The sequence below is a fragment of the Streptomyces sp. YPW6 genome (genome assembly GCF_018866325.1).
Taxonomy (GTDB): Bacteria; Actinomycetota; Actinomycetes; order Streptomycetales; family Streptomycetaceae; genus Streptomyces.
Genome location: NZ_CP076457.1, coordinates 7,592,505 through 7,611,325 on the forward strand (window position 1 = coordinate 7,592,505; position 18,821 = coordinate 7,611,325).

Below are 18,821 nucleotides of genomic sequence, written 5' to 3' on the forward strand. Positions count from 1 at the left end.
CATCGCCCGGCCGGGCGTGTGTTCCGGCCGGGCGGGGGCATCCGTCGGCCATGACAGCAGAGGCGAATTCCCCCGTACGCCAGGGGACATGGGTACGAGTGCTGGTACGCGGACTGGTCCTTGCGGCGGCGCTGGTGGGACTGGTGGCGTTCTCCGTCCTGCTGGCCAAGGTGACGCTCACCCCCTCACCGGCCTCCGAGGACATCGTCACATCGAACCTCCGGCCCGGGCGTTCGCTGCGCCAGTACGCCGAGGACTACACCTTCCTCGCCGCATGCAAGCAGGCGGGGGGAAACCTGCTGCTCGGTGTGCCGTTCGGGCTCCTGCTGCCGTTCTTCGTGCCACGCCGTCTGCGGATGATCCGCACGACGCTGCTGGCGGCCGCCGTCATGACCGTCGTCGAGCTGATCCAGGGGGCTCTCGTCCAGGGGCGCGCCTTCGACGTCGACGACGTCATCCTCAACACGGCGGGTGCACTGATCGGGTACTTCGTGCTGGGCCGTCGCATCAGCCACCGCTACTACACGTACGCCGACGCCCCCGGCCCCTCGGAACAGGGCGATGAGCCCGGGACCAAGCCCGCGTCCGAGTCCACGCCCGAGCGCACGCCGGGCAAGGCCGCCCGGACGAAGCCCGCCCGCGGGAAGGCCTCCGACACCGAGCCCGGCGGCACGCGGGACAGGGATACGAAGACCGCGGCTGCACGGGCCCGGGGCATGAGGACCGCCGACGCGAAGGCCCCGGGCGAGAAGCCCGACGCCGCGAAGGCCCCGGGCAGGAAGCCCGACGCCGCGAAGGCCACCAGCGCGAAGGCCACCAGCGCCAAGGCCACCAGCGCCGGGGCCACCGGTGCCAAGGCCCCTCGCCCCCTGCTCGACCGTCTCCGGAGGCGCTGAGTCCGGGCACCCGTTCGGGCCGCGCCGTTTGCGGGAGGCCCGGCCCGGACGCACGGTGGGGACACGTCCTGCGCGCGGACGCCGTACGGACTTCCCGCTGAGGAGGAGCGACATGGCCGACGGCCGGTGGAGCCCGGGCCGCAAGGAGGCGGACGCCGATGAGTTCAGGCCCGTCCTGGACATCGTCGCACCGGCACGCCAGCGGCGGCTGACCGTACTCCTGCGACTCCTGCTGCTGATCCCGCACTTCGTCGTGCTGTTCTTCCTGCACATCGCGGCGTTCTTCACCGTCATCGTGGGATGGTTCGCGGCCCTGGTGCTGGGGCGGCTGCCCGATCCCGTCTTCCGCTTCCTGACCGGTGTCCTCGGCTACGACATGCGCGTCTCGGCGAGCGACATGCTGCTCATCGACCGCTACCCGCCGTTCGCCCTCACTCCGCCGTCCGACTACCCGGTGCAGATCGAGGTGCGGCCCACCCCGCTCAACCGCCTCGCGGTGCTGTTCCGCATCTTCCTGATGATCCCGGCGGCGATCGTCCAGAGCCTCGCCGTGTACGGGTGGTGGGCGCTGGCCTTCGTCTGGTGGCTGATCACGCTCTGCCTGGGCCGCATGCCCCCGCCGCTGTTCGAGGCGACGGCGGCCACCCTGCGCTACCGGATGCGCTTCTCCGCGTACGTCATGATGCTCACCCCCGCCTACCCCAAGGGCCTGTTCGGCGACGACGATCTCGCCGTGGCCCCGGAGCAGTCACGCTCGGCCACCCGCCCCCTGGTGCTGAGCAGCGCCGGCAAGTGGCTCGTCGTGCTCTTCCTGGTGCTCGGCCTCGCCGGACACATCACCTCGTCCGTGACCGCCTCGACGACCGACGACACGGCCGACACCCGCCTCGTCGGCCGTTAGGGCCGGTCGTCGAACTGCCGCCTGCCGCGCGACGCGCGGCACGCACGCCGGGGCCGGTCCGGCGGGTCAGGGCCGGGCAGGCCCCCAGGTGTGTGGCTCACGGGCGTTGTCGGCGGCCGTTCGACTACCGGTCCTCAAGGCCGCCGGGCCCCGTGGATCCGCGATCTTCCCGGCCCGCAGCGTCGGCGAAGCGGCGGGCCAGATCGGCGAACGCGTTCCTGAGCTCGTCGGGCCCCACGACCTCGATGTCCACGCCGAACCTGCCGAGTTCGGCAGCCAGGCCGGCCCACGACCAGGCCCTCATGACCAGTCGGCAGCGGCCCGGGCCGTGCTCCTCGACGACTCCGTCGCGGAGGTGACCCGCCACAGCGGCGGCCGGCGCGTCGAGGATCACCTCACCGCGGCAGGGCCACGCGCCGGGGGCGTCGAAGCCCTGGAACCGGGCGGCGACGAACGCGGCCACATCGCCTCCGGGCACCTCGCGGGCGGTGAACCGGGGGCCCGTGGGCGTGCGCGGGGTGATCCGGTCCGCGCGGAAGGTCCGCCAGTCCCCGCGGTCCAGGTCCCAGGCGACGAGATACCAGCGCCCGCCCCAGGTGACCAGCCGGTGCGGTTCCACCCGCCGCACCACGGGCGGTTTGCCGTCGGTCGCCGGAGCGTACGCGGGGGAGTAGCCGAAGCGCAGTACCTCCCGGGCGCGCACCGCGTCGCTCAGCGTGAGAAGAACGCGCGGATCGGCCTGGGGCCGGGGCGGGCCTCCCGCCCGTTCGACCGCGGTGACGTCCAGGGCGTCGACACGATGGCGCAGCCGGGCGGGCATGACCTGCCGGACCGTGGTGAGCGCGCGGGCCGCCGCCTCCCCGATACCGGCTCCGGTGGCGGTCGCGGTCCGCAGGGCGACGGCGAGGGCGACGGCCTGATCGTCGTCGAACAGCAGCGGCGGCAACCGGGCGCCCGCGTCCAGCCGGTAGCCGCCGTCGGGCCCCTTGAACGCCGCGATGGGGTAGCCCAGCTCCCGCAGCCGGTCGACGTCCCGCCTCACCGTGCGCGGGCTGACCTCCAGCCGCTCCGCCAACAACTGCCCCGGCCAGTCGCGGCGCGCCTGGAGCAGGGAGAGCAGCGCCAGCAGTCGTGCGGAAGTCTTCGGCATGACCCGAGTATGAGGCGAGAAGAGGCCACTATCTGGCCTCTTCTCCTGAGAAGGTCGATCCGTACCGCACCACAGGAACGCCGGAAGGACCCGATCGCCATGACCACCCCCTCCGTATCCCCCGACGCCGAGCGCACCGGCCTGCTCGCCGGCCTCGCCGAGGCGCGAGCCGCCCTGACCGCTTCGGTGCGCGGGCTCACCGACGAGCAGGCGGGCCGGACCCCGACGGTCAGCGCCCTGTGCCCCGGCGGCCTCGTCAAGCACGTCACGGCCATGGAGGAGGGCTGGCTGAACTTCGTGACCGAGGGCCCCTCCGCGATGTCCTTCGCCCTGCCCGACGGCGTCACCTGGGACGACTTCATGGCCGGCACGGCACGTGAGTACCCGCAGTGGGCCATCGACCGGGAGAGGGAATTCCGGATGCTGCCCGGGGAGACCGTGACGGGGATCCTCCACGCGTACGAGCAGGTCGCCGCCCGCAGCGAGAAGATCATCCTCGCGGTTCCCGATCTCTCGGCCTCGCACCCGCTTCCCGAGGCGCCCTGGAACGAACCCGGCGGCGAGTGGAGCGTACGGCGGGTGCTGATGCACGTCATCGCCGAGACCGCCCAGCACGCCGGGCACGCGGACATCCTGCGCGAGACGATCGACGGCCGGACGGCGACGTGACCACCGGAGGGCGGCACGCGGTCGCGCGGGGCACCGACGGCCGGACGCCGGGGATGAGCAGCCGCCGGGGAGAGACGACACCGTGACCGTTCTCGACGACCGGGCGCTCAACCGCGCCACCCTCGCACGCCAGTTGCTGCTGGAGCGGGGCGACCTGCCCGTCGCGGACGCGGTGGCCCACCTCTGCGGTCTCCAGGCGCAGGAACCGCAGGAACCCTTCGTCGGGCTCTGGTCCCGGGTCGCCGCCTTCGATCCGGCCGTTCTCTCCGACCTGCTGATCCGGCGGAGCGTGGTGCGCACCCACCTGATGCGCCGCACGGTCCACCTCGTCACCGCCGACGACGTTCTCGCCTGGCGGTCCCGGCACGACGCGATGCTGCGCCAACGTGTCCTCGGGGTCTACCGCGACGACTTCACCGGGGTCGACCTCGAAGAACTCGCCGCAGAAGCGCGGGAACTGATGTCCGACGGCGAGCCCCGCACCGCAGCCGAGATCGTGCGGGCGCTCGCCGGGCCCCGGCCCGGGCCGGGGCCGCGCGCCCTGGGCGAGATGGTGGTCGCCGCCCTCGTCCCGATGGCGCAGGCGCCGCCGCGAGGGCTGTGGCGCACCAAGGGCGGGGTGCGCAACGTCGCGCTGTCCTCGTGGCTGGGCCGCCCGGTCGATCCGCCCGTCACCGACGGCGCCGACCCGGTCGGCCGGGCACTGGTGAAGCGCTATCTGGCCGCATACGGGCCGGCCGCAACGGCCGACCTGCGCGCCTGGTCCGGCCTGGCGGGTCTCCCCGGCGCGGTGGCCGCCGTACGCGGCGAACTGGTCCGTTTCCGCGACGAGCGGGGGCGGGAACTGCTCGATTTGCCCGACGCGCCCCGCCCCGACCCGGACACCCCCGCCCCGGTGCGGTTCCTGCCGGCCTTCGACAACGCGATCCTCGGCTACCAGGACCGCGGCCGGATCATCGACGCCGCCCACCGCGGCCTCTCGGTGGCCGGTGAGCGGGTGGTACTGGTCGACGGCCGTGTCGCCGCCACCTGGACCGTCTCCGAAGACGCCGTCACGGTGGGCCCGTTGCGCACTCTTTCCCGGGCGGATCGGGCCGCCGTCACCGACGAGGGGGGAAAGCTCGCCCTGTTCCTCTCCGACGGTGACAGCGACCGTGTACGGGTGACGGCCTCACCGCGCTGAGCGGCCCCGGGCCCGCTCCCCGGGCCCGGGTGTCTGCGCTTCGTACCGGAACAAGCCTATTTTGTGCGGGAGTTCGGGGAGAGGTGACGGCAGGCGGACTGAAAGAGCCGGATGCGGTCACATGGATACCATGACGTCCAGCGACGTAACCACAGAGCCCGCGCCGCACGGCGACCCGAAGCGCACCGCGCCCACCTCGCGAGGATGGCTGAAAGTCCTCGGCGCAGCCGCGGCCGTGCTGGCCCTGCTGTTCGCCGGCAGCCGGCTCAGCCTGCTGCCGGGGCTCGACGACTTCTTCGGCGAGGAGACGCGTGACCGGTCGGGTCCGGCCGTGCTCAAGTCCATCCAGGACATGAGCTCCTACAAGGCCGCCTCGGGCAACTTCCAGGTGGTCGTCGACCTGGAGAAGGACACGAAGTTCGTCCCCGATGTCCTGCGCGGCACCCGCACCCTCTTCGTCGGGGCAGGCACGGTCGACGCCTCCGTCGACCTCGGCAAGGTCACCGAAGGCGGTGTCGTGGTCGACGAGGACCGCACCACGGCCGACATCCGGCTGCCCCGGGCTGTACTGGGAGATCCCGCCCTCGATCCGGACCGGTCCTACGCGGTGTCCAAGCAGCGCGGTCTCCTCGACCGGCTGGGCGACCTCTTCTCCGACAACCCCTCCAGTGAGCAAGCGGTCAACAAGCTCGCCGTCCGGCACATCGCGGAAGCGGCGAAGGAGAGCGGACTGACCGCGCGGGCGGAGAAGAACACCGCCGACATGCTGAAGGGGCTGCTCGGCTCCCTCGGCTTCGAGCGCGTCACGGTCCACTACGGCGACGACCAGGGGTGATCACGTCGGCGGGGCGGCTGCTCGCAGCGCGGGCGACCGCCCTCACGGTTCGCGGGGAGGCCGCCCATCGGGCGCCACCCTTGACGTGCACGCGCCGGTGGGTATGGTCTGGTCCAAGTGCAAGGCCTTTCCGGAAGCCTGTCACCAGGCCTGTCCGGCAAGGGACTTGCGGCCTTCGCGCCTCTTGGCCCCACACTCGCGAGGCCCTGCCGCCGAAGCCGGACCCCCCACGGTCCGCCACCGCGCGGTGCGGTCTCATGTGAAGGAGAAGCATGCACGCGAAAAGGAAGACCGCCCTCGCCCTCGGCGCCGCACTCGCCCCGATTCTCGCCCTGAGCCTCCCGGCGAGCTCCGCCAGTGCCCACGGCTACATCTCCAACCCGCCGAGCCGTCAGGCCCAGTGCGCCGCGGGGACGGTCAGCTGCGGGGCGATCACGTACGAACCGCAGAGCGTCGAGGGCCCCAAGGGGCTCACCAGCTGCAGCGGCGGCAACAGCGGCTTCGCCGAGCTGGACGACGACTCCAAGGGCTGGACCGTCACTCCGGTGAACCGTTCCCAGCAGTTCGAGTGGAAGCTCACCGCCCGCCACGCGACCAGCACCTGGCAGTACTTCGCGGGCGGCGAGAAGATCGCCGAATTCGACGACGGCGGTGCGCAGCCCGGCGCGACCGTGACCCACCAGGTCGACTTCGGCGACAAGACCGGCCGGCAGAAGGTCCTGGCCGTCTGGAACATCGCGGACACCGCCAACGCGTTCTACGCCTGCATCGACGTCAACGTCGGATAGCGGTCGCACCGGCCGGGGGTGCACACCCGGCCGCCCGCCACGCCCCGGACGCGCACCGTCGCGCCCGGGGCGTGCTGCTGTTCCGGCCGGCCGGAAAGCGGCATGGCGCGAAACCCCGAAGTGTCCGAGCGGTTACCCTACGTTAGCTGTCCTGATGGATCGTCAGTGCTCAAGGGGACTCCTGAATGAACCGTATGCGTACCGCACTCGCCGCGCTCGGCATCACCGCCGGACTGATCACCGCCCCGACGGCGAGTGCCGAGCCGGGCCCCGGTCGGCCCGCTCCCGCCGCCGAACGCCACGACCAGTGCACCGGAGAGTTCCGCGGCGACGCCCGCCTCGGCCCCAAGTGGCTGCCGAACAAGCGGCTCGCCCCGGTCGGCCCGCTCCTGAACGGCTACCGGCGTACCGGAGACCTCGCCCCGAAGGACTTCCTGAAGAAGTACTGGGAAGGCCCCGCGGACACCGGCAGCTGGAAGTACCCGCCCAACGACGGTTTCGCCGAGGTGAACGGCGAGATCGACAAGGAGCCGGTCAAGCTGCGCGCCGGCCAGCGCCTGGACCGCTTCGGCTCGGAGTACGGCGGCTACCTGGCCCCGGCGGGGGACGCCTACGCCGAACGCGCCCTGCCCCCGCAGAACCTCAACACCCGCGACGCGGGCACCCCGTGCGACTACCGCGTCTACAAGGTCGCCAAGCCCTTCTGGGTCTGGCAGGGCTCCATCGCCCCGTGGTTCGAGCAGCCCGGCGGCGGACAGCAGATCAAGCTCGACGCCGTGTTCCTCGACCCGGGCGAGGGGCAGCGGCTCAACGTGAAGTGGCTGCTGGACAACGCCTACCTGACGTCCACGGACGCGTAACCCGGTATGGACCGCCGGGCCCTGCACGCCGCACTCGTCCACGAACGGATCCCCGGCGGCTACTACCGCATCGAGGGCGTCCACGAGCCCGTTCCCACGCCGCCGGACTTCCTCTTCGTCCGGCGGAGCGGGGACGGCGGCTGGGAGACGGGGGCGTTCGAACGCGGAACGCACGAGGTCATCGCCCGCCACCCGGACGAGGCCACCGCCTGCGCCCATCTGCTGAGCCTGCTCGTCTGAACCCGCGCGCCCGGTGGTCCGCCGCATCGGGCCCTTTGCCCCGCTGCTTTGCTGAAACGGCAAATATCCTTGTCGGGGCGGCCACAGCCGCCGAATCATCGTGACCGGCGGCCGGGCTCCTCGGCCCGGCCGCCCGCCACAGCGTCACGACCGCCCCGGCCCCCCGGGGCGCAGAGGAGCAGCCATGCCGCAGCCCACCCCCCTGCCCACGCCGTCCGGGGACCGTGTCACCCGCCCCAGCGCCGTGCTTCCCGGCGCGACACACCGGACCGTCGATGTCCCCGGCGGCCGCATCCACTGCGTCGAACAGGGCACGGGGCCCCTCGTACTGCTCGTCCACGGTTTCCCCGAGTCCTGGTACTCCTGGCGTCACCAGATCCCCGCGCTGGCCGCCGCCGGATACCGGGCGGTCGCCATCGACGTACGGGGCTACGGCCGCTCCTTCGCCCCCGCCGCCACCGACGCCTACCGCATGCTCGCCCACGTCGCCGACAACGTCGGCGTCGTCCACGCACTCGGCGAGGAGACCGCGGCCGTCGTCGGACACGACTGGGGTTCCCCCATCGCCGCGAACAGCGCACTGCTGAGGCCGGACGTCTTCACCGCCGTCGGCCTCCTGAGCGTCCCCTACGCGCCTCGTGGAGGCCCCCGCCCCACCGACGGCTTTGCGTCCATCGGCGGAGAGGAGGAGTTCTACGTCAGCTACTTCCAGACGCCCGGCCGCGCCGAGGCGGAGATCGAACCGGACGTACGCGGCTGGCTCGCCGGTTTCTACGCGGGCCTGACCGGCGGCATCCTCACCCCCGCCGATCACGGCGCCCTCTTCTTCGTACCGCCGGGTGCGCGCATGGCCGACCGGTTCCCCACCGGACGGCTTCCCGGCTGGCTCGGCGAGCGCGACCTCGATGTCTACACCGAGGAGTTCGAGCGGACCGGCCTGACCGGCGCGCTCAACCGCTACCGCAACGTCGACCGGGACTGGGAGGACCTCGCCGCCTGGGACGGCACCCCCGTCACCCGGCCCTCGATCTTCATCGGCGGCTCCCTCGACGCCTCCACCACCTGGATGTCCGACGCCATCGACGCCTACCCGAAGACCCTCCCCGCCCTGTCCGCCGCACACATCCTCGAAGGCTGCGGACACTGGATCCAGCAGGAACGCCCCGACGAGGTCAACCGCCTGCTGACCGAGTGGCTGCACGAAGTGCGCGGAAAGCGCTGACGGCCTCCCGTACGGCACGCCGTCGCCTCAGCTGGACGTGCCGTACGCCATTCCCTCGCGGAACCCCGTCAGCTCCCGGCCGCACAGCGTGGGCCAGCGGGATGGGGGCCTCCGGGAGCCTCGCGCCGATGGGGACCGGCATCCCGCGTGCCGCTCCGCACCGGGAGCCGGTCGTCCAGGTGGTGTGTCGCATCCCGGGCCCCCGGCGCCCGGTGGGCGAAAGTGGGCGGATGAACACCGCAGCCATGCTGGCCGAAGCGTTCGACCGGATCGGGGAAGCCGTCCACGCGGCGGTCGACGGGCTGGAGCCCGACGAGCTCAACGCCCGGCTCGACGACGACGCCAACTCCATCTCCTGGCTCGTCTGGCATCTCACCCGCATCCAGGACGACCACATCGCCGACGCTTCCGGCACCGCACAGGTCTGGCTCACCGAAGGCTGGGCCGACCGCTTCCGACTCCCCCTCGACGCCACGGACACCGGCTACGGGCACAGCAGCGACGAGGTCGCCGCCGTGCGCGTGCCCTCCGCCGAGCCCCTCCTCGGCTACTTCGACGCCGTACAGGAGCGGACGCTCGACTTCGTCGCGGGACTGGAAGGCCACGCCCTCGACCGGATCGTCGACGCGGGCTGGTCGCCGCCGGTGACTCTGGGTGTCCGGCTGATCAGCGTCATCGCCGAGGATCTCCAGCACGCCGGCCAGGCCGCGTTCGTCCGCGGAGTGCTGGGGAGGGCCTGAACCCGAGGTCAGGTGCTGTCGTCACCCATTCGTGCACAGTCCCACCGGCGGTGCCATACTCGGAAGAAATCGGCCGGACAGGCAGTGTCATCGTCCGAAAGGTGACCATCATGAGCTGGGCATCCTGGACGACCAGCGGGGTGTACACGGGCACCGGCGGGGTGCGCACCGAAGAAGCGGGCATCCTCAGCGGCGATCTCACGGTGCATACGACGTGGTTCGACGGCCAGGCGTCGGTGGCCGTGCAGTACAGCGGTTCCTCCGACTGGTTCACCCTCGTGGGCAGCCCTGTGCCTTGCCCCTCGGAGGAGGAGAGCCGGACCTTCCACCAGAGCGTCGTCGAAGCCGTGCGCGCGGGAGAGGGAGCGAGAGTCCCGCCGGTCGGCGCGGAACCCGCATAGCCCTGTCACAGCTCCCCACGCCCCATAGAGTGGATCACCGGACCCGTCCCCGGAGGGACGGGCAGAGGCGGTTCGCGGGGCGAGGAGCGGTGGCATGGGGCGTGCGGGAGCGCGGAGTTCGAGGTCGCGGAAGAAGCGGCCGTTCTGGGTGGAGCTGCCGCTCCTTCTCGTCATGGCCCTGGTACTGGCCCTGCTCATCAAGACGTTCCTGCTGCAGGCCTTCTCGATCCCCTCGGACTCGATGCAGAACACCCTCCAGCGGGGCGACCGGGTTCTGGTCGACAAACTGACCCCCTGGTTCGGCTCGGAGCCGGAACGCGGCGAGGTGATCGTCTTCCACGACCCGGCCGACTGGCTCGCGGACACGCCCGTGGACGAGCCCAACACCCTGCAGAAGGTGCTGACCTTCGTCGGTGTGATGCCCTCCGCCGAGGAGAAGGACCTCATCAAGCGGGTCATCGGCGTCGGCGGCGACACCGTGGAGTGCGTGGGCGACGGACCGGTGAAGGTGAACGGCACCGCCCTGGACGAGCCGTACGTCTTCCCCGGCAACACCCCCTGCAGCAACGACGCGGACGGGGGCCAGTTCAAGGTCACCGTGCCCGACGGCAAGGTCTGGGTGATGGGAGACCACCGTCAGGAGTCCGCCGACTCCCGCTACCACAGGGACGACCCGAACGATGGGATGGTGCCGGTCGACGAGGTCGTCGGCCGGGCCGTCGTCGTCGCCTGGCCGATCGGCCGCTGGGCCACCCTGCCGGTGCCCGAGACCTTCAAGAACGTGCCCGACAAGCCCTAGCGGGGCGTGACGTCGCGAACGTACCGGCGCTGCCAGGGCGTCTACACCGCCCGCGGGGAAATGCCGGCGCGGACGAACGCCACCGCCTCCCCGGCGGACGGGGGCAGGCCCCCGCGGACCACGGCCCCGCGCCCGCCGCCCCGAGGGGCCGGTCAACGCGTGCCGGGCCCGTCCTCGCTCAGGGGGCGGGCCAGCAGGGGAGTGCCCGGAACCTGGTGACCGCCGCTGGCGAGCATGCGGACCTCGCCCCGGTCGCTGATCTCGGCACGGACGATCCCCGTCTCGTCCTCGTACACCGGGAACCCACCGGCCCCCAGCCGGTCGGTCAGCCGGACGGCTACCACGTCGTCCGCGGCGCCGGACATCTGGAAGATCAGCTCGTAACGCTCGGTGTGCACCATCTGATTCATGACGGCCTCCCGGCCGTGCGCGGAGAATACGGCCCTGCCGCCATTGTTTCGCACCCCGGCGTGCCCCGCCCGGGGAGCGACGGCCAACGGGCGGAGCCGCCCGGTCGATCGGGTGACTCCCTCCGGCAGAACAACATGACCGCAGGCCGGGAGGGCTAGGCATGCGGGCATGACACTTGAGCCACGACGCATGAACAGTGCCTCCTCCCGTTCCCGCAATCTCAAGGCGGTCGGCGCCCTGTCCCTGGCCGCGGCCACGGCCCTCCTGATGACCGGATGCGGTCAGAGCTCGGACAGCGCGACCGGCGCGGCCACCTCCGAGGCGGCGAAGGTCGTCCCGCAGCAGCAGACGACGACGCCGTCGGCCACCGCACAGCTGACCCAGGAGCAGCAGGAACGCAAGGAGGTGCTCGACGCCACGAAGGTCACCTTCGACGACGCGGCCACCACCGCCACCGGTGAGGTCGCCGGGAGCAAGCTCGTCGACCTGGACCTGGAGGGTGTGGACGACGACGACCGGAGCCCCAGCCCCACCACGACCGGCAGCCCCTCGGGATCGCCCAGCCCGACCGGCTCCCCGAGTCCGACCGGAACCGGCAGCCCGAGCGCGAGCCCCGGCGCCGACGGCCCGGTCTGGGACGCGCACGTCGCGGAGAAGGACGGCACGATCCACACCGTCCGGATCAACGCGGTCGACGGCAAGGTGATCGAAGCCCGTGTCGACACGGACCAGGACGCGGACGACAAGAAGCAGACGGCCGACCGGCTCGCCCAGGCCACCCAGACACCGCAGCAGGCGGCCAAGGTCGCCACCGAGAAGAAGAAGGGAACGGTCACCTCCGTCAGCCTTGAGGACAAGGACGACAACGACGGGGACGGCGTGGTCTGGAAGGTCGACGTGGTCGGTTCCGACTGGAAGAGGACCACCTTCGACGTGGACGCCAAGAACGACACCATCGTCCGCGAGGAGACGGACGAGGACTGATCCCGCTGTCCCACGCAGCGCGAAGGGGTACGCCGGACACCCGGCGTACCCCTTCCTGCGGTCCGCACGCCTCATACGCGCCACTACCGCCACCGGCGGTCCAGCAGCCGGCAGACGAAGTCCTCCTGGAGCTTGCGGAGAGTGACAGGCAACCGCGGGTCCGTCGCTCGGTTCACCTGGAGGTGAGGGAGACGGCCAGGGACCGCCTGCCGGCCGCGGGGCCACCCGCCGGAGGGGGTCGCCGCGGCGAGCTGCCTGTGGCCGGGCAAGTCGCCGGTGTCGCGGATGCGGTCAGTGGGCCGGGGGAGCGCCCTCGCTCAGGTCCAGGACGTACCGCCGCCCGGGGCGGTCGCCGAACATGAGGTCCTCCAGCGGCTCGAACCCCGAACGGGCCAGCACCGCACGGGAGCCCGTGTTGTCCAGCGTCGTTTCGGCGCGCAGTGAGGTGAGCTTGTACTCCTCGACCGCCAGCACACAGATCCGCTGAACCGCCCAGGTGGCCAGCCCCTGGCCCGCGGCCTTCTCCGCTATCCGGTAACCCAGCTCGGCCGAGCCGTCCCGCACCTCGACGAGGTTGATCCGTCCGAGGACGCCGCCGTCGGCGTCCTCGATGAGGTGGAGGTGGTGCAGCCCCGCCTCCTGTTCGGCGAGCAGAAGGCGATGGCGTTCGGCGAACTCGGCGAAATAGGCGTCGCCCCGGTCGGTGATGGACGCGGCGAAGTAGCTCCGGTTCTCCCGCTCGAAGGCGAGCAGAGCCTCGGCGTGGTCGGGGCGGAGTCGGCTGATCGACGTCATACCCGGATGCTAAGCCCAGGTTCCCCACAGGTGTCGGGGCGATGCGCCGCCGGTGCGCGGGCAACAGTCCGACGTCCCACGCCCCCCACGGGTGCCGGGGGGGATTCACGCCCCCTGGCCCGGGTTCCCACGCTCCAGCGCGAGGGCCAGGCCGCGTTCGGCGTCGTCGGCCGAGGCGCGCCGGTAGGCCCGTTCGTACGCCGAGTCACCCGCCGCCTGGCGGGCCCTCAGCTCCCACTGCTCGCGGATCGCCCCGAGCTCCGGGGTCCCCCGGTGCGGGTGGCCGATCATGCGCCAGTAGGCGTGCCCCGTCCCCGATGCCCTGGCCGCGGCCACCCCGTTGCCCTGGGCGGCGATGGCCCCGGCGAGCAGGTCGAGGCCGAGCGCTATGCCGAGGCTGTCATGCAGCTCGTGCTTGCTCGCGAGCATCGCGCGCGCATGGCTCTCCGCGTGACGGGGACGGCCCTGGAGCAGGTGGATGAGGGCGAGCTGATGATCGGCGTACGCCCGTGCCCAGTGCTCGCCGAACCGCAGGCTGAGCCGCTGGAGCCCCATGGCCTCCTCGTACGCCTCGTCGAGCCGGCCGAGCGCGGACAGGGCGAACAGGCGTATCACCCGGCAGCGCAGCTGCGAGGGCGCGTCGGCCGGGTCCCCCGGGTGGTCCGCCAGGGCGCGGTCGCTGACCGTGTACGCCGTGAGCGGCCGGCCCATCATCAGATACGTGAAGCTCACGGAGTGGGCGGCGAGGAGCACCGGCTCCGGGGCCTGCTCCCGGCGGGCCGCCTGCTCGCACTCCTCGCCGGTGCGGCGGGCCGCCTCGTGGTCGCCCTGGAGTGTCAGCGTGATCCCCAGGGCCCAGAGGGCACGGGTGCGGTGCGCACCGGTGGAGAGCGGCAGGGCGAGCACCCGTTCCAGGTACGCACGGGCCTGGTGCAGATAGCCGCAGCAGCTCCAGAAGAGACCGGCGCACCCGGCCATCTCCATCGCCATCTCCGGGTCCTCGGCCAGCAGATGGTCCAGGGCCGCGCACAGGTCCGCGTGGGTGTCGGCGATCCGGTGGTACCAGAGGACCTGCGAGGGCCCGAGCCACCCCGCGTACGCCTGGACGGCCACATGGGCGAAGTGCCGGGCGTGCCGGTCGGCGAGGAGCGTGTCCTCCGCCAGCTCGGCCAGCCACATCGCCCCGTACTCGCGGAGCGTGTCCAGCATCCGGTAGCCCTTCCCGGTCCGCCGGAGCACGGACTGGTCGGCCAGGCGTTCCAGGGCGGGCGCGACGGCCCCGGCGTCCAGCGGCCCGCCCGCGCACACCGCCTCCGCGTCCGGCGTCGTGATGACGCCCCGGAAGACGGAGAGCCGCGCCCACAGCAGCCGCTCCAGCGGGGCGCAGAGCTCGTGGCTCCAGCCGATGGTGGTGCGCAGGGCCCGGTGGCGGCGCGGCCAGACCGTGTCGTCGCTGAGGTCCTCCGTCCGGGAGGCCAGCCGCCCGGTGATCTCCTGCGCGCTGCTCTCGCGGAGTTGGGCACAGGCCAGTTCGACGGCGAGCGGTATGCCGTCGAGGCGGCGGCAGATCTCGGCGACGGCGGCCGCGCTCACGGGGTCGTCGAGCGAGCGACCCGGGGCGACGGCGGCCGCGCGCTCGCGGAAGAGCCGGACGGCCTCGTCCCCGTCGTCGCCCGTGGACAGCGGGGGAACCTCGACGCACATCTCGCCCGCCGCGCCCAGCGGCTCCCGGCTGGTGGCGACCACCGTCAGCCCCGGTGCCGCGGTGAGCAGTTCGGTGACGAGCCGGCCGCAGGGGCCGACGATCCGCTCGCAGCAGTCGAGGACGAGCAGCAGCTCCTTCCCGGAAAGCCATGCGCCGAGCGCGGCCACCGGTCGGCGCGGACTGTGGTCCAGGAGCCCGACGCCGTCGCAGACCGTCGTGGCGAGCAGCTGGTCGTCGTGGAGATGGGACAGGTCGGCCCACCAGACACCGTCGGCGTACCGGCCTCGGGCACGCTCGGCGGCGCGGAGGGCCAGACGGCTCTTGCCGACCCCGCCACTACCGGTGAGCGTGACCAGCCGATGATCGCGAAGTGCCCGTTCGATGCTGCCCAGTTCGCTGGTGCGGCCCACGAAACTGGTCGTCACGGCGGGAAGGTTGCCCATCACGGGGACATCCTGCCTCGCCGGGACCCACCGCCTCCGTTCATAGCGAAAAACAGTCAGAAACGGCCGACAATGCTTCCCTTGCGATCGTTGAGCGACATCGATCGAACTTCTCGCGGCTCACGCGCCCGGTGAAGCGCTGAGGAACCCGGGGCGCGGGGCGACCGAGGGGCGTTGTCAGACCCCTGCGCTACGTTGCTGGCATGACGCAATTCATCCTCGTGGCAGGGGCCTGGCTCGGTTCGTGGGCATGGCGCGACGTGGAGCCCGACCTGCGCGCGGCAGGTCACGGGGTCCACCCGTTGACGTTGTCGGGGCTCGCCGAGAAGCAGGGCGTGGCGGCGGGGCTGCAGAGGCACGTCCAGGACATCGTCGACGAGGTCGAGCGCCTCGACCTGCGCGATGTGGTGCTCGTCGGCCACAGCTACGCGGGTATCCCGGTCGGACAGGCGGCCGAGCGGATCGGCGACCGGCTCGCCCGTGTGGTCTTCGTCGATTCCAACGTCCCGGTCGACGGGGAGTCGTTCGTCACCGGCTGGCCGGACGGCCGGGCCGGCGTGGAGGCCGCGATCGCCGCCAACGAGAACTTCTGGCCGCCGCCGGCCGTCGCCGACTGCGCGGACCAGGGCCTCACCGACGAGCAGATCGCCCGGTTCATCGGCGGCTCGACCCCCCACCCCGGTGCCACCCTCACGGATCCCGCCGTCCTGGAACGTCCGTTGGGGCTGCTGCCCGCGACGTACGTCAAGTGTCTGCTGGACTGGCCCGAGCCGAGCATGGAGGTGGCCGAGCTGCTGACGAGCGAGCGCTGGCGGCTGGTCACGATGGACACCGGCCACTGGCCGATGTTCTCGCAGCCGCGTGAGCTCGCCCGGATCCTGCTCGACGCGGCGGAGTCGGACCCGGCAGGATCGGGCACATGACCATGGCCGCCTCGTCACGCCCGGAGCGGCGTCCACCGGAAGAGGGGGCCACGGAGCACCCGGAGATCACTTACATCGGTTGCGCCCGGTGCGGCACCCTGATCGCGGGCCTCGACGGGCGGTACGCCTGCTCGGGCTGCGGCTGGGTCAACGAGTGGACCGAGGGGCATCGCCCCCTGCCCGAGGCCCGACGCCGCCGCACGTGAGCCTGGTCCGCGGCCTGTCGCACGCCGCCCGCCGTCCTGAGCCGCGGTCGGGTGGCTGCCCGACGGTCAGGCACCGGAGGGACCCGGTTCGGCCTCCCCGCCACACGTTCCCGAACAGGGCGGCACCCCGAGCGCGACCACCACCGGCGCCCCGGCCAGGGCGGCATCCCGGCCGTCGACCGCCTGACGGCCCAGCATGACCACCGACGCCATCTCACCGACGGCACCGGGCCGACGACAGCCGACCGCCCCACCCGGCCGACGGCCCGGCGCGCCCGCCGCGGTCGTCGGAGAGCCCTCCGCAGGCCGTGACGGAGATCTCTCCGACGCCCTTCGGGGCCGTGCGCACCGCTGTTCCAGCAGGTGCGGCGGGGTCCGCTCGCCGGAACGGAATCGCGACCGCAGCCGCCCACCACGTACACTCGCCCCCGCCTCCGCCGACCGGCGGAGGCGTTCCGCACCCGAGCGACGGGGAAACACACCGTATGAGTTCCGCAGACAGCACCGAAGCACCGATCTACGCCGGCCTCGTGGAGGAGCAGGGCGACGTACCCGCCGAAGTGCGCCGGGTGGCCGAGGAGGTCCTGCGTGAGGCCGACCGTGCCCTCGACTTCGGCACCGTACGCGCGGCCGCAGCCCGCTGACGGCGACCTGGACCCCCGGTCGCAGCCGCCCCAGGGCGGCCATGTCCATCACGGGACGATAAACGTCCTGCAACTATTGCCATATTCTTGCGTTCGCGACGCGATGGTTTGCTGAAGAACCGTCGCCGGTGGGCGTGGGTGAGGCCGCGGTAGGCCGGGCGTCCGGAAGGACGAGCCCACTGCCGCCGCGGCCCCCCGGCCACTCGCTGCGATCGCCCCGGCGGCCGAGCTCGGTGAGCGGTCCACGCAACCGCGTGGAGAGCGCTCCCGGCCGGCCGCCGAGGGGCGGAAACCCGATCGCTGTGCCGCCCGCGCCCGCCAGCACGCACGGCTCGGGCGGGCGGACGGCCACTCCGTGAATCGCCTGCTTCCGTCGGCGTGCGTCCGCGTACCCGCGTCCGTGTGGTCACCTGAGGGTCGCCTGCCGCGAACGTCCCAGGGTCCCGCGTCACCTCCGGCTCCGCCCCCCGTCCGCCCCCCGCTTGCCCCGGAACCGCCGTCGATCCGACCGCTTCCGTCGATTGCCGTGGCATCACACCGGCAGTCTCTGTCAAAGAATTACGAAACCCGCGCGACATCTTGCGGACATTCGTCGGCGGTGGTTGAGTGTGGGTCGCCGCGCAGCTCGGGGCTGTCGGCTTCCCGCACTCCTGCCCTAAAGGGGTCCACCGATGAGAAGTTCCGCACTTCGTCGTACCTGCACCGCCGCCATCGCCACCGCACTGGCCGTCACCGGCCTGGCCGCCTGCAACTCCGAGGGCGACAGCGAAGCGGACGGCAAGACGCGCATCACGGTCAACTGCTGGCCCCAGCCGAGTGCGAAGATCGACCACAAGCGGTTCGACGAGGACGTCAAGACGTTCGAGAAGCAGAACCCCGACATCGACGTCGTCGCGCACGACGCCTTCCCGTGCCAGGACCCCAAGACCTTCGACGCGAAGCTCGCCGGCGGTCAGATGGAGGACGTCTTCTACACGTACTTCACCGACACCGAGCGCGTCGTCTCGATCAACCAGGCCGCGGACATCACCGAGTACGTCAAGGACCTCAAGACGTACAAGGACATAGCCCAGCCCCTGCGCGACGCCTACACCGTCGACGGCAAGATCTACGGCATCCCGCGCACGAACTACTCCATGGGCCTGCTCTACAGCAAGCCGCTCTTCACCAAGGCGGGACTCGACCCCAGCAAGCCGCCCACCACGTGGGACGAGGTCCAGGCCGCGGCGAAGAAGATCGCCGCGCTCGGCGACGGGACCGTGGGCTTCGCCGAGTACAGCGCGCAGAACCAGGGCGGCTGGCACTTCACCGCCTCGATCTACTCCCAGGGCGGCGCGGTCGTCAGCGAGGACGGCAAGAAGGCCACGGTCGACACCCCCGAGGGCAAGGCCGTCCTGCAGAACCTCAAGGACATGCGCTGGCGGGACGACTCCATGGGCGCCAAGCAGCTCCTCATCATCAACGACACCCTCCAGATGATGGGCTCCGGCAAGCTCGGCATGTATCTGGCCGCCCCCGACAACGTGCCGCGCATCGTCAAGGAAGCCGGCGGCTCGTACGAGGACCTGGCCTTCGCCCCGATGCCCGGCGGCAAGGGCACCCTCATGGGCGGCGACGGCTACATGTTCAACAAGAAGGCCACCCCCGAGCAGATCAAGGCCGGCCTCAAGTGGCTGGAGTGGACCTTCCTCACTCCGGGCCAGGGCTACATGAACAACTACGCCCGGGCGGCTTCGGACAAGTCCCCGGTGGGCCTGCCCGAGCCCCGGCTGTTCACCGGCGCCACCGACGCCGAGGACCAGGAGCTGAAGAAGGCGTCGGCCAACGTCCCGGTCGAGAACTACCAGGCCTTCATCGACGGCGGCCAGCAGCTCGACATGAAACTGGAGCCCAAGCACGGCCAGCAGATCTACGCGGTTCTCGACGGCGCCGTCTCGGCCGTCCTGACGAAGAAGGACGCGGACATCGACGCCCTGCTCAAGGACGCCCAGTCCAAGATCGACGGAATCCTGGCCCGAGGCTGAAC

22 protein-coding genes are annotated in these 18,821 nt (G+C 71.8%); 17 read left to right on the forward strand and 5 right to left on the reverse strand.

Annotated features, from left to right (window positions below):
* Positions 1 to 50: 50 nt before the first annotated feature.
* Both KME66_RS33195 and KME66_RS33200 read left to right on the forward strand, forming a co-directional pair.
* Positions 51 to 896 (forward strand): VanZ family protein, encoded by an 846-nt coding sequence (locus tag KME66_RS33195; protein WP_216328867.1) that lies wholly within the window; start codon positions 51 to 53, stop codon positions 894 to 896.
* Between the two features lie 112 nt (positions 897 to 1,008).
* Positions 1,009 to 1,797, forward strand: a complete 789-nt coding sequence (locus tag KME66_RS33200; protein WP_216328868.1) for a DUF4389 domain-containing protein — start codon at positions 1,009 to 1,011, stop codon at positions 1,795 to 1,797.
* Between the two features lie 124 nt (positions 1,798 to 1,921).
* Here the strand turns inward: KME66_RS33200 and KME66_RS33205 are convergent, their stop codons facing one another.
* Entirely contained in the window at positions 1,922 to 2,947 is a 1,026-nt protein-coding gene (locus tag KME66_RS33205) for a YafY family protein (protein WP_216328869.1), read from the reverse strand.
* Between the two features lie 99 nt (positions 2,948 to 3,046).
* Here KME66_RS33205 and KME66_RS33210 point away from each other — a divergent pair, with 99 nt between their 5' ends.
* The 10 genes from KME66_RS33210 to lepB all read left to right on the forward strand — a co-directional run bounded on the left by KME66_RS33210 (position 3,047) and on the right by lepB (position 10,684).
* The gene (locus KME66_RS33210) at positions 3,047 to 3,616 is read left to right on the forward strand and encodes a DinB family protein (RefSeq protein WP_216328870.1); all 570 of its coding nucleotides are present in this window, start codon (positions 3,047 to 3,049) and stop codon (positions 3,614 to 3,616) included.
* Between the two features lie 82 nt (positions 3,617 to 3,698).
* Positions 3,699 to 4,799: a winged helix DNA-binding domain-containing protein gene (locus KME66_RS33215; protein WP_216328871.1), complete on the forward strand. Its 1,101-nt coding sequence runs from the start codon at positions 3,699 to 3,701 to the stop codon at positions 4,797 to 4,799.
* A gap of 130 nt (positions 4,800 to 4,929) precedes the next feature.
* Positions 4,930 to 5,634 carry a DUF4230 domain-containing protein gene (locus KME66_RS33220; protein WP_216328872.1) on the forward strand — a complete coding sequence of 235 codons (705 nt, stop codon included), beginning with the start codon at positions 4,930 to 4,932 and terminating at the stop codon, positions 5,632 to 5,634.
* A gap of 272 nt (positions 5,635 to 5,906) precedes the next feature.
* The gene (locus KME66_RS33225; protein WP_073223930.1) at positions 5,907 to 6,422 is read left to right on the forward strand and encodes a lytic polysaccharide monooxygenase auxiliary activity family 9 protein; all 516 of its coding nucleotides are present in this window, start codon (positions 5,907 to 5,909) and stop codon (positions 6,420 to 6,422) included.
* Between the two features lie 185 nt (positions 6,423 to 6,607).
* The gene (locus KME66_RS33230; RefSeq protein WP_216328873.1) at positions 6,608 to 7,282 is read left to right on the forward strand and encodes a TNT domain-containing protein; all 675 of its coding nucleotides are present in this window, start codon (positions 6,608 to 6,610) and stop codon (positions 7,280 to 7,282) included.
* A 6-nt stretch (positions 7,283 to 7,288) separates the two neighbouring features.
* On the forward strand, positions 7,289 to 7,522 hold the full coding sequence (locus tag KME66_RS33235; RefSeq protein WP_073223928.1) for a hypothetical protein: 234 nt from the start codon (positions 7,289 to 7,291) through the stop codon (positions 7,520 to 7,522).
* A gap of 184 nt (positions 7,523 to 7,706) precedes the next feature.
* The gene (locus tag KME66_RS33240) at positions 7,707 to 8,744 is read left to right on the forward strand and encodes an alpha/beta fold hydrolase (protein ID WP_216328874.1); all 1,038 of its coding nucleotides are present in this window, start codon (positions 7,707 to 7,709) and stop codon (positions 8,742 to 8,744) included.
* 230 nt (positions 8,745 to 8,974) lie between these two features.
* Complete coding sequence (locus tag KME66_RS33245; RefSeq protein WP_216328876.1) at positions 8,975 to 9,484, forward strand: DUF664 domain-containing protein; 510 nt, start codon at positions 8,975 to 8,977, stop codon at positions 9,482 to 9,484.
* A 110-nt stretch (positions 9,485 to 9,594) separates the two neighbouring features.
* Positions 9,595 to 9,885: a hypothetical protein gene (locus tag KME66_RS33250; protein WP_030719604.1), complete on the forward strand. Its 291-nt coding sequence runs from the start codon at positions 9,595 to 9,597 to the stop codon at positions 9,883 to 9,885.
* A 94-nt stretch (positions 9,886 to 9,979) separates the two neighbouring features.
* Positions 9,980 to 10,684, forward strand: coding sequence for a signal peptidase I (gene lepB, locus KME66_RS33255; RefSeq protein ID WP_216328878.1), 705 nt, complete (start codon positions 9,980 to 9,982; stop codon positions 10,682 to 10,684).
* A 152-nt stretch (positions 10,685 to 10,836) separates the two neighbouring features.
* On the opposite strand, the gene KME66_RS33260 is transcribed toward lepB, so the two are convergent.
* Positions 10,837 to 11,085 (reverse strand): DUF6296 family protein, encoded by a 249-nt coding sequence (locus tag KME66_RS33260; protein WP_073224165.1) that lies wholly within the window; start codon positions 11,083 to 11,085, stop codon positions 10,837 to 10,839.
* A gap of 199 nt (positions 11,086 to 11,284) precedes the next feature.
* On the opposite strand from KME66_RS33260, the gene KME66_RS33265 reads away from it, so the two are divergent.
* Positions 11,285 to 12,079, forward strand: coding sequence for a PepSY domain-containing protein (locus tag KME66_RS33265; protein WP_216328880.1), 795 nt, complete (start codon positions 11,285 to 11,287; stop codon positions 12,077 to 12,079).
* Positions 12,080 to 12,370: 291 nt separating this feature from the next.
* On the opposite strand, the gene KME66_RS33270 is transcribed toward KME66_RS33265, so the two are convergent.
* Entirely contained in the window at positions 12,371 to 12,874 is a 504-nt protein-coding gene (locus KME66_RS33270; protein WP_073223923.1) for a GNAT family N-acetyltransferase, read from the reverse strand.
* A 105-nt stretch (positions 12,875 to 12,979) separates the two neighbouring features.
* A complete protein-coding gene (locus tag KME66_RS33275; protein ID WP_073223922.1) occupies positions 12,980 to 15,022 on the reverse strand; it encodes a regulator in 2,043 nt (680 codons plus the stop codon).
* Between the two features lie 203 nt (positions 15,023 to 15,225).
* Here KME66_RS33275 and KME66_RS33280 point away from each other — a divergent pair, with 203 nt between their 5' ends.
* Positions 15,226 to 15,945: an alpha/beta fold hydrolase gene (locus tag KME66_RS33280; RefSeq protein WP_216328881.1), complete on the forward strand. Its 720-nt coding sequence runs from the start codon at positions 15,226 to 15,228 to the stop codon at positions 15,943 to 15,945.
* 2 nt (positions 15,946 to 15,947) lie between these two features.
* Positions 15,948 to 16,151: a hypothetical protein gene (locus KME66_RS33285; protein WP_073224164.1), complete on the forward strand. Its 204-nt coding sequence runs from the start codon at positions 15,948 to 15,950 to the stop codon at positions 16,149 to 16,151.
* Between the two features lie 66 nt (positions 16,152 to 16,217).
* On the opposite strand, the gene KME66_RS33290 is transcribed toward KME66_RS33285, so the two are convergent.
* Positions 16,218 to 16,364 (reverse strand): hypothetical protein, encoded by a 147-nt coding sequence (locus tag KME66_RS33290; RefSeq protein ID WP_216328883.1) that lies wholly within the window; start codon positions 16,362 to 16,364, stop codon positions 16,218 to 16,220.
* A gap of 272 nt (positions 16,365 to 16,636) precedes the next feature.
* Between KME66_RS33290 and KME66_RS33295 the strand changes: the two genes are divergently transcribed.
* Both KME66_RS33295 and KME66_RS33300 read left to right on the forward strand, forming a co-directional pair.
* A complete protein-coding gene (locus tag KME66_RS33295; protein ID WP_178379059.1) occupies positions 16,637 to 16,795 on the forward strand; it encodes a hypothetical protein in 159 nt (52 codons plus the stop codon).
* Positions 16,796 to 17,466: 671 nt separating this feature from the next.
* Positions 17,467 to 18,819, forward strand: a complete 1,353-nt coding sequence (locus KME66_RS33300) for an ABC transporter substrate-binding protein (protein ID WP_216328885.1) — start codon at positions 17,467 to 17,469, stop codon at positions 18,817 to 18,819.
* The last annotated feature ends 2 nt before the right edge of the window (positions 18,820 to 18,821 follow it).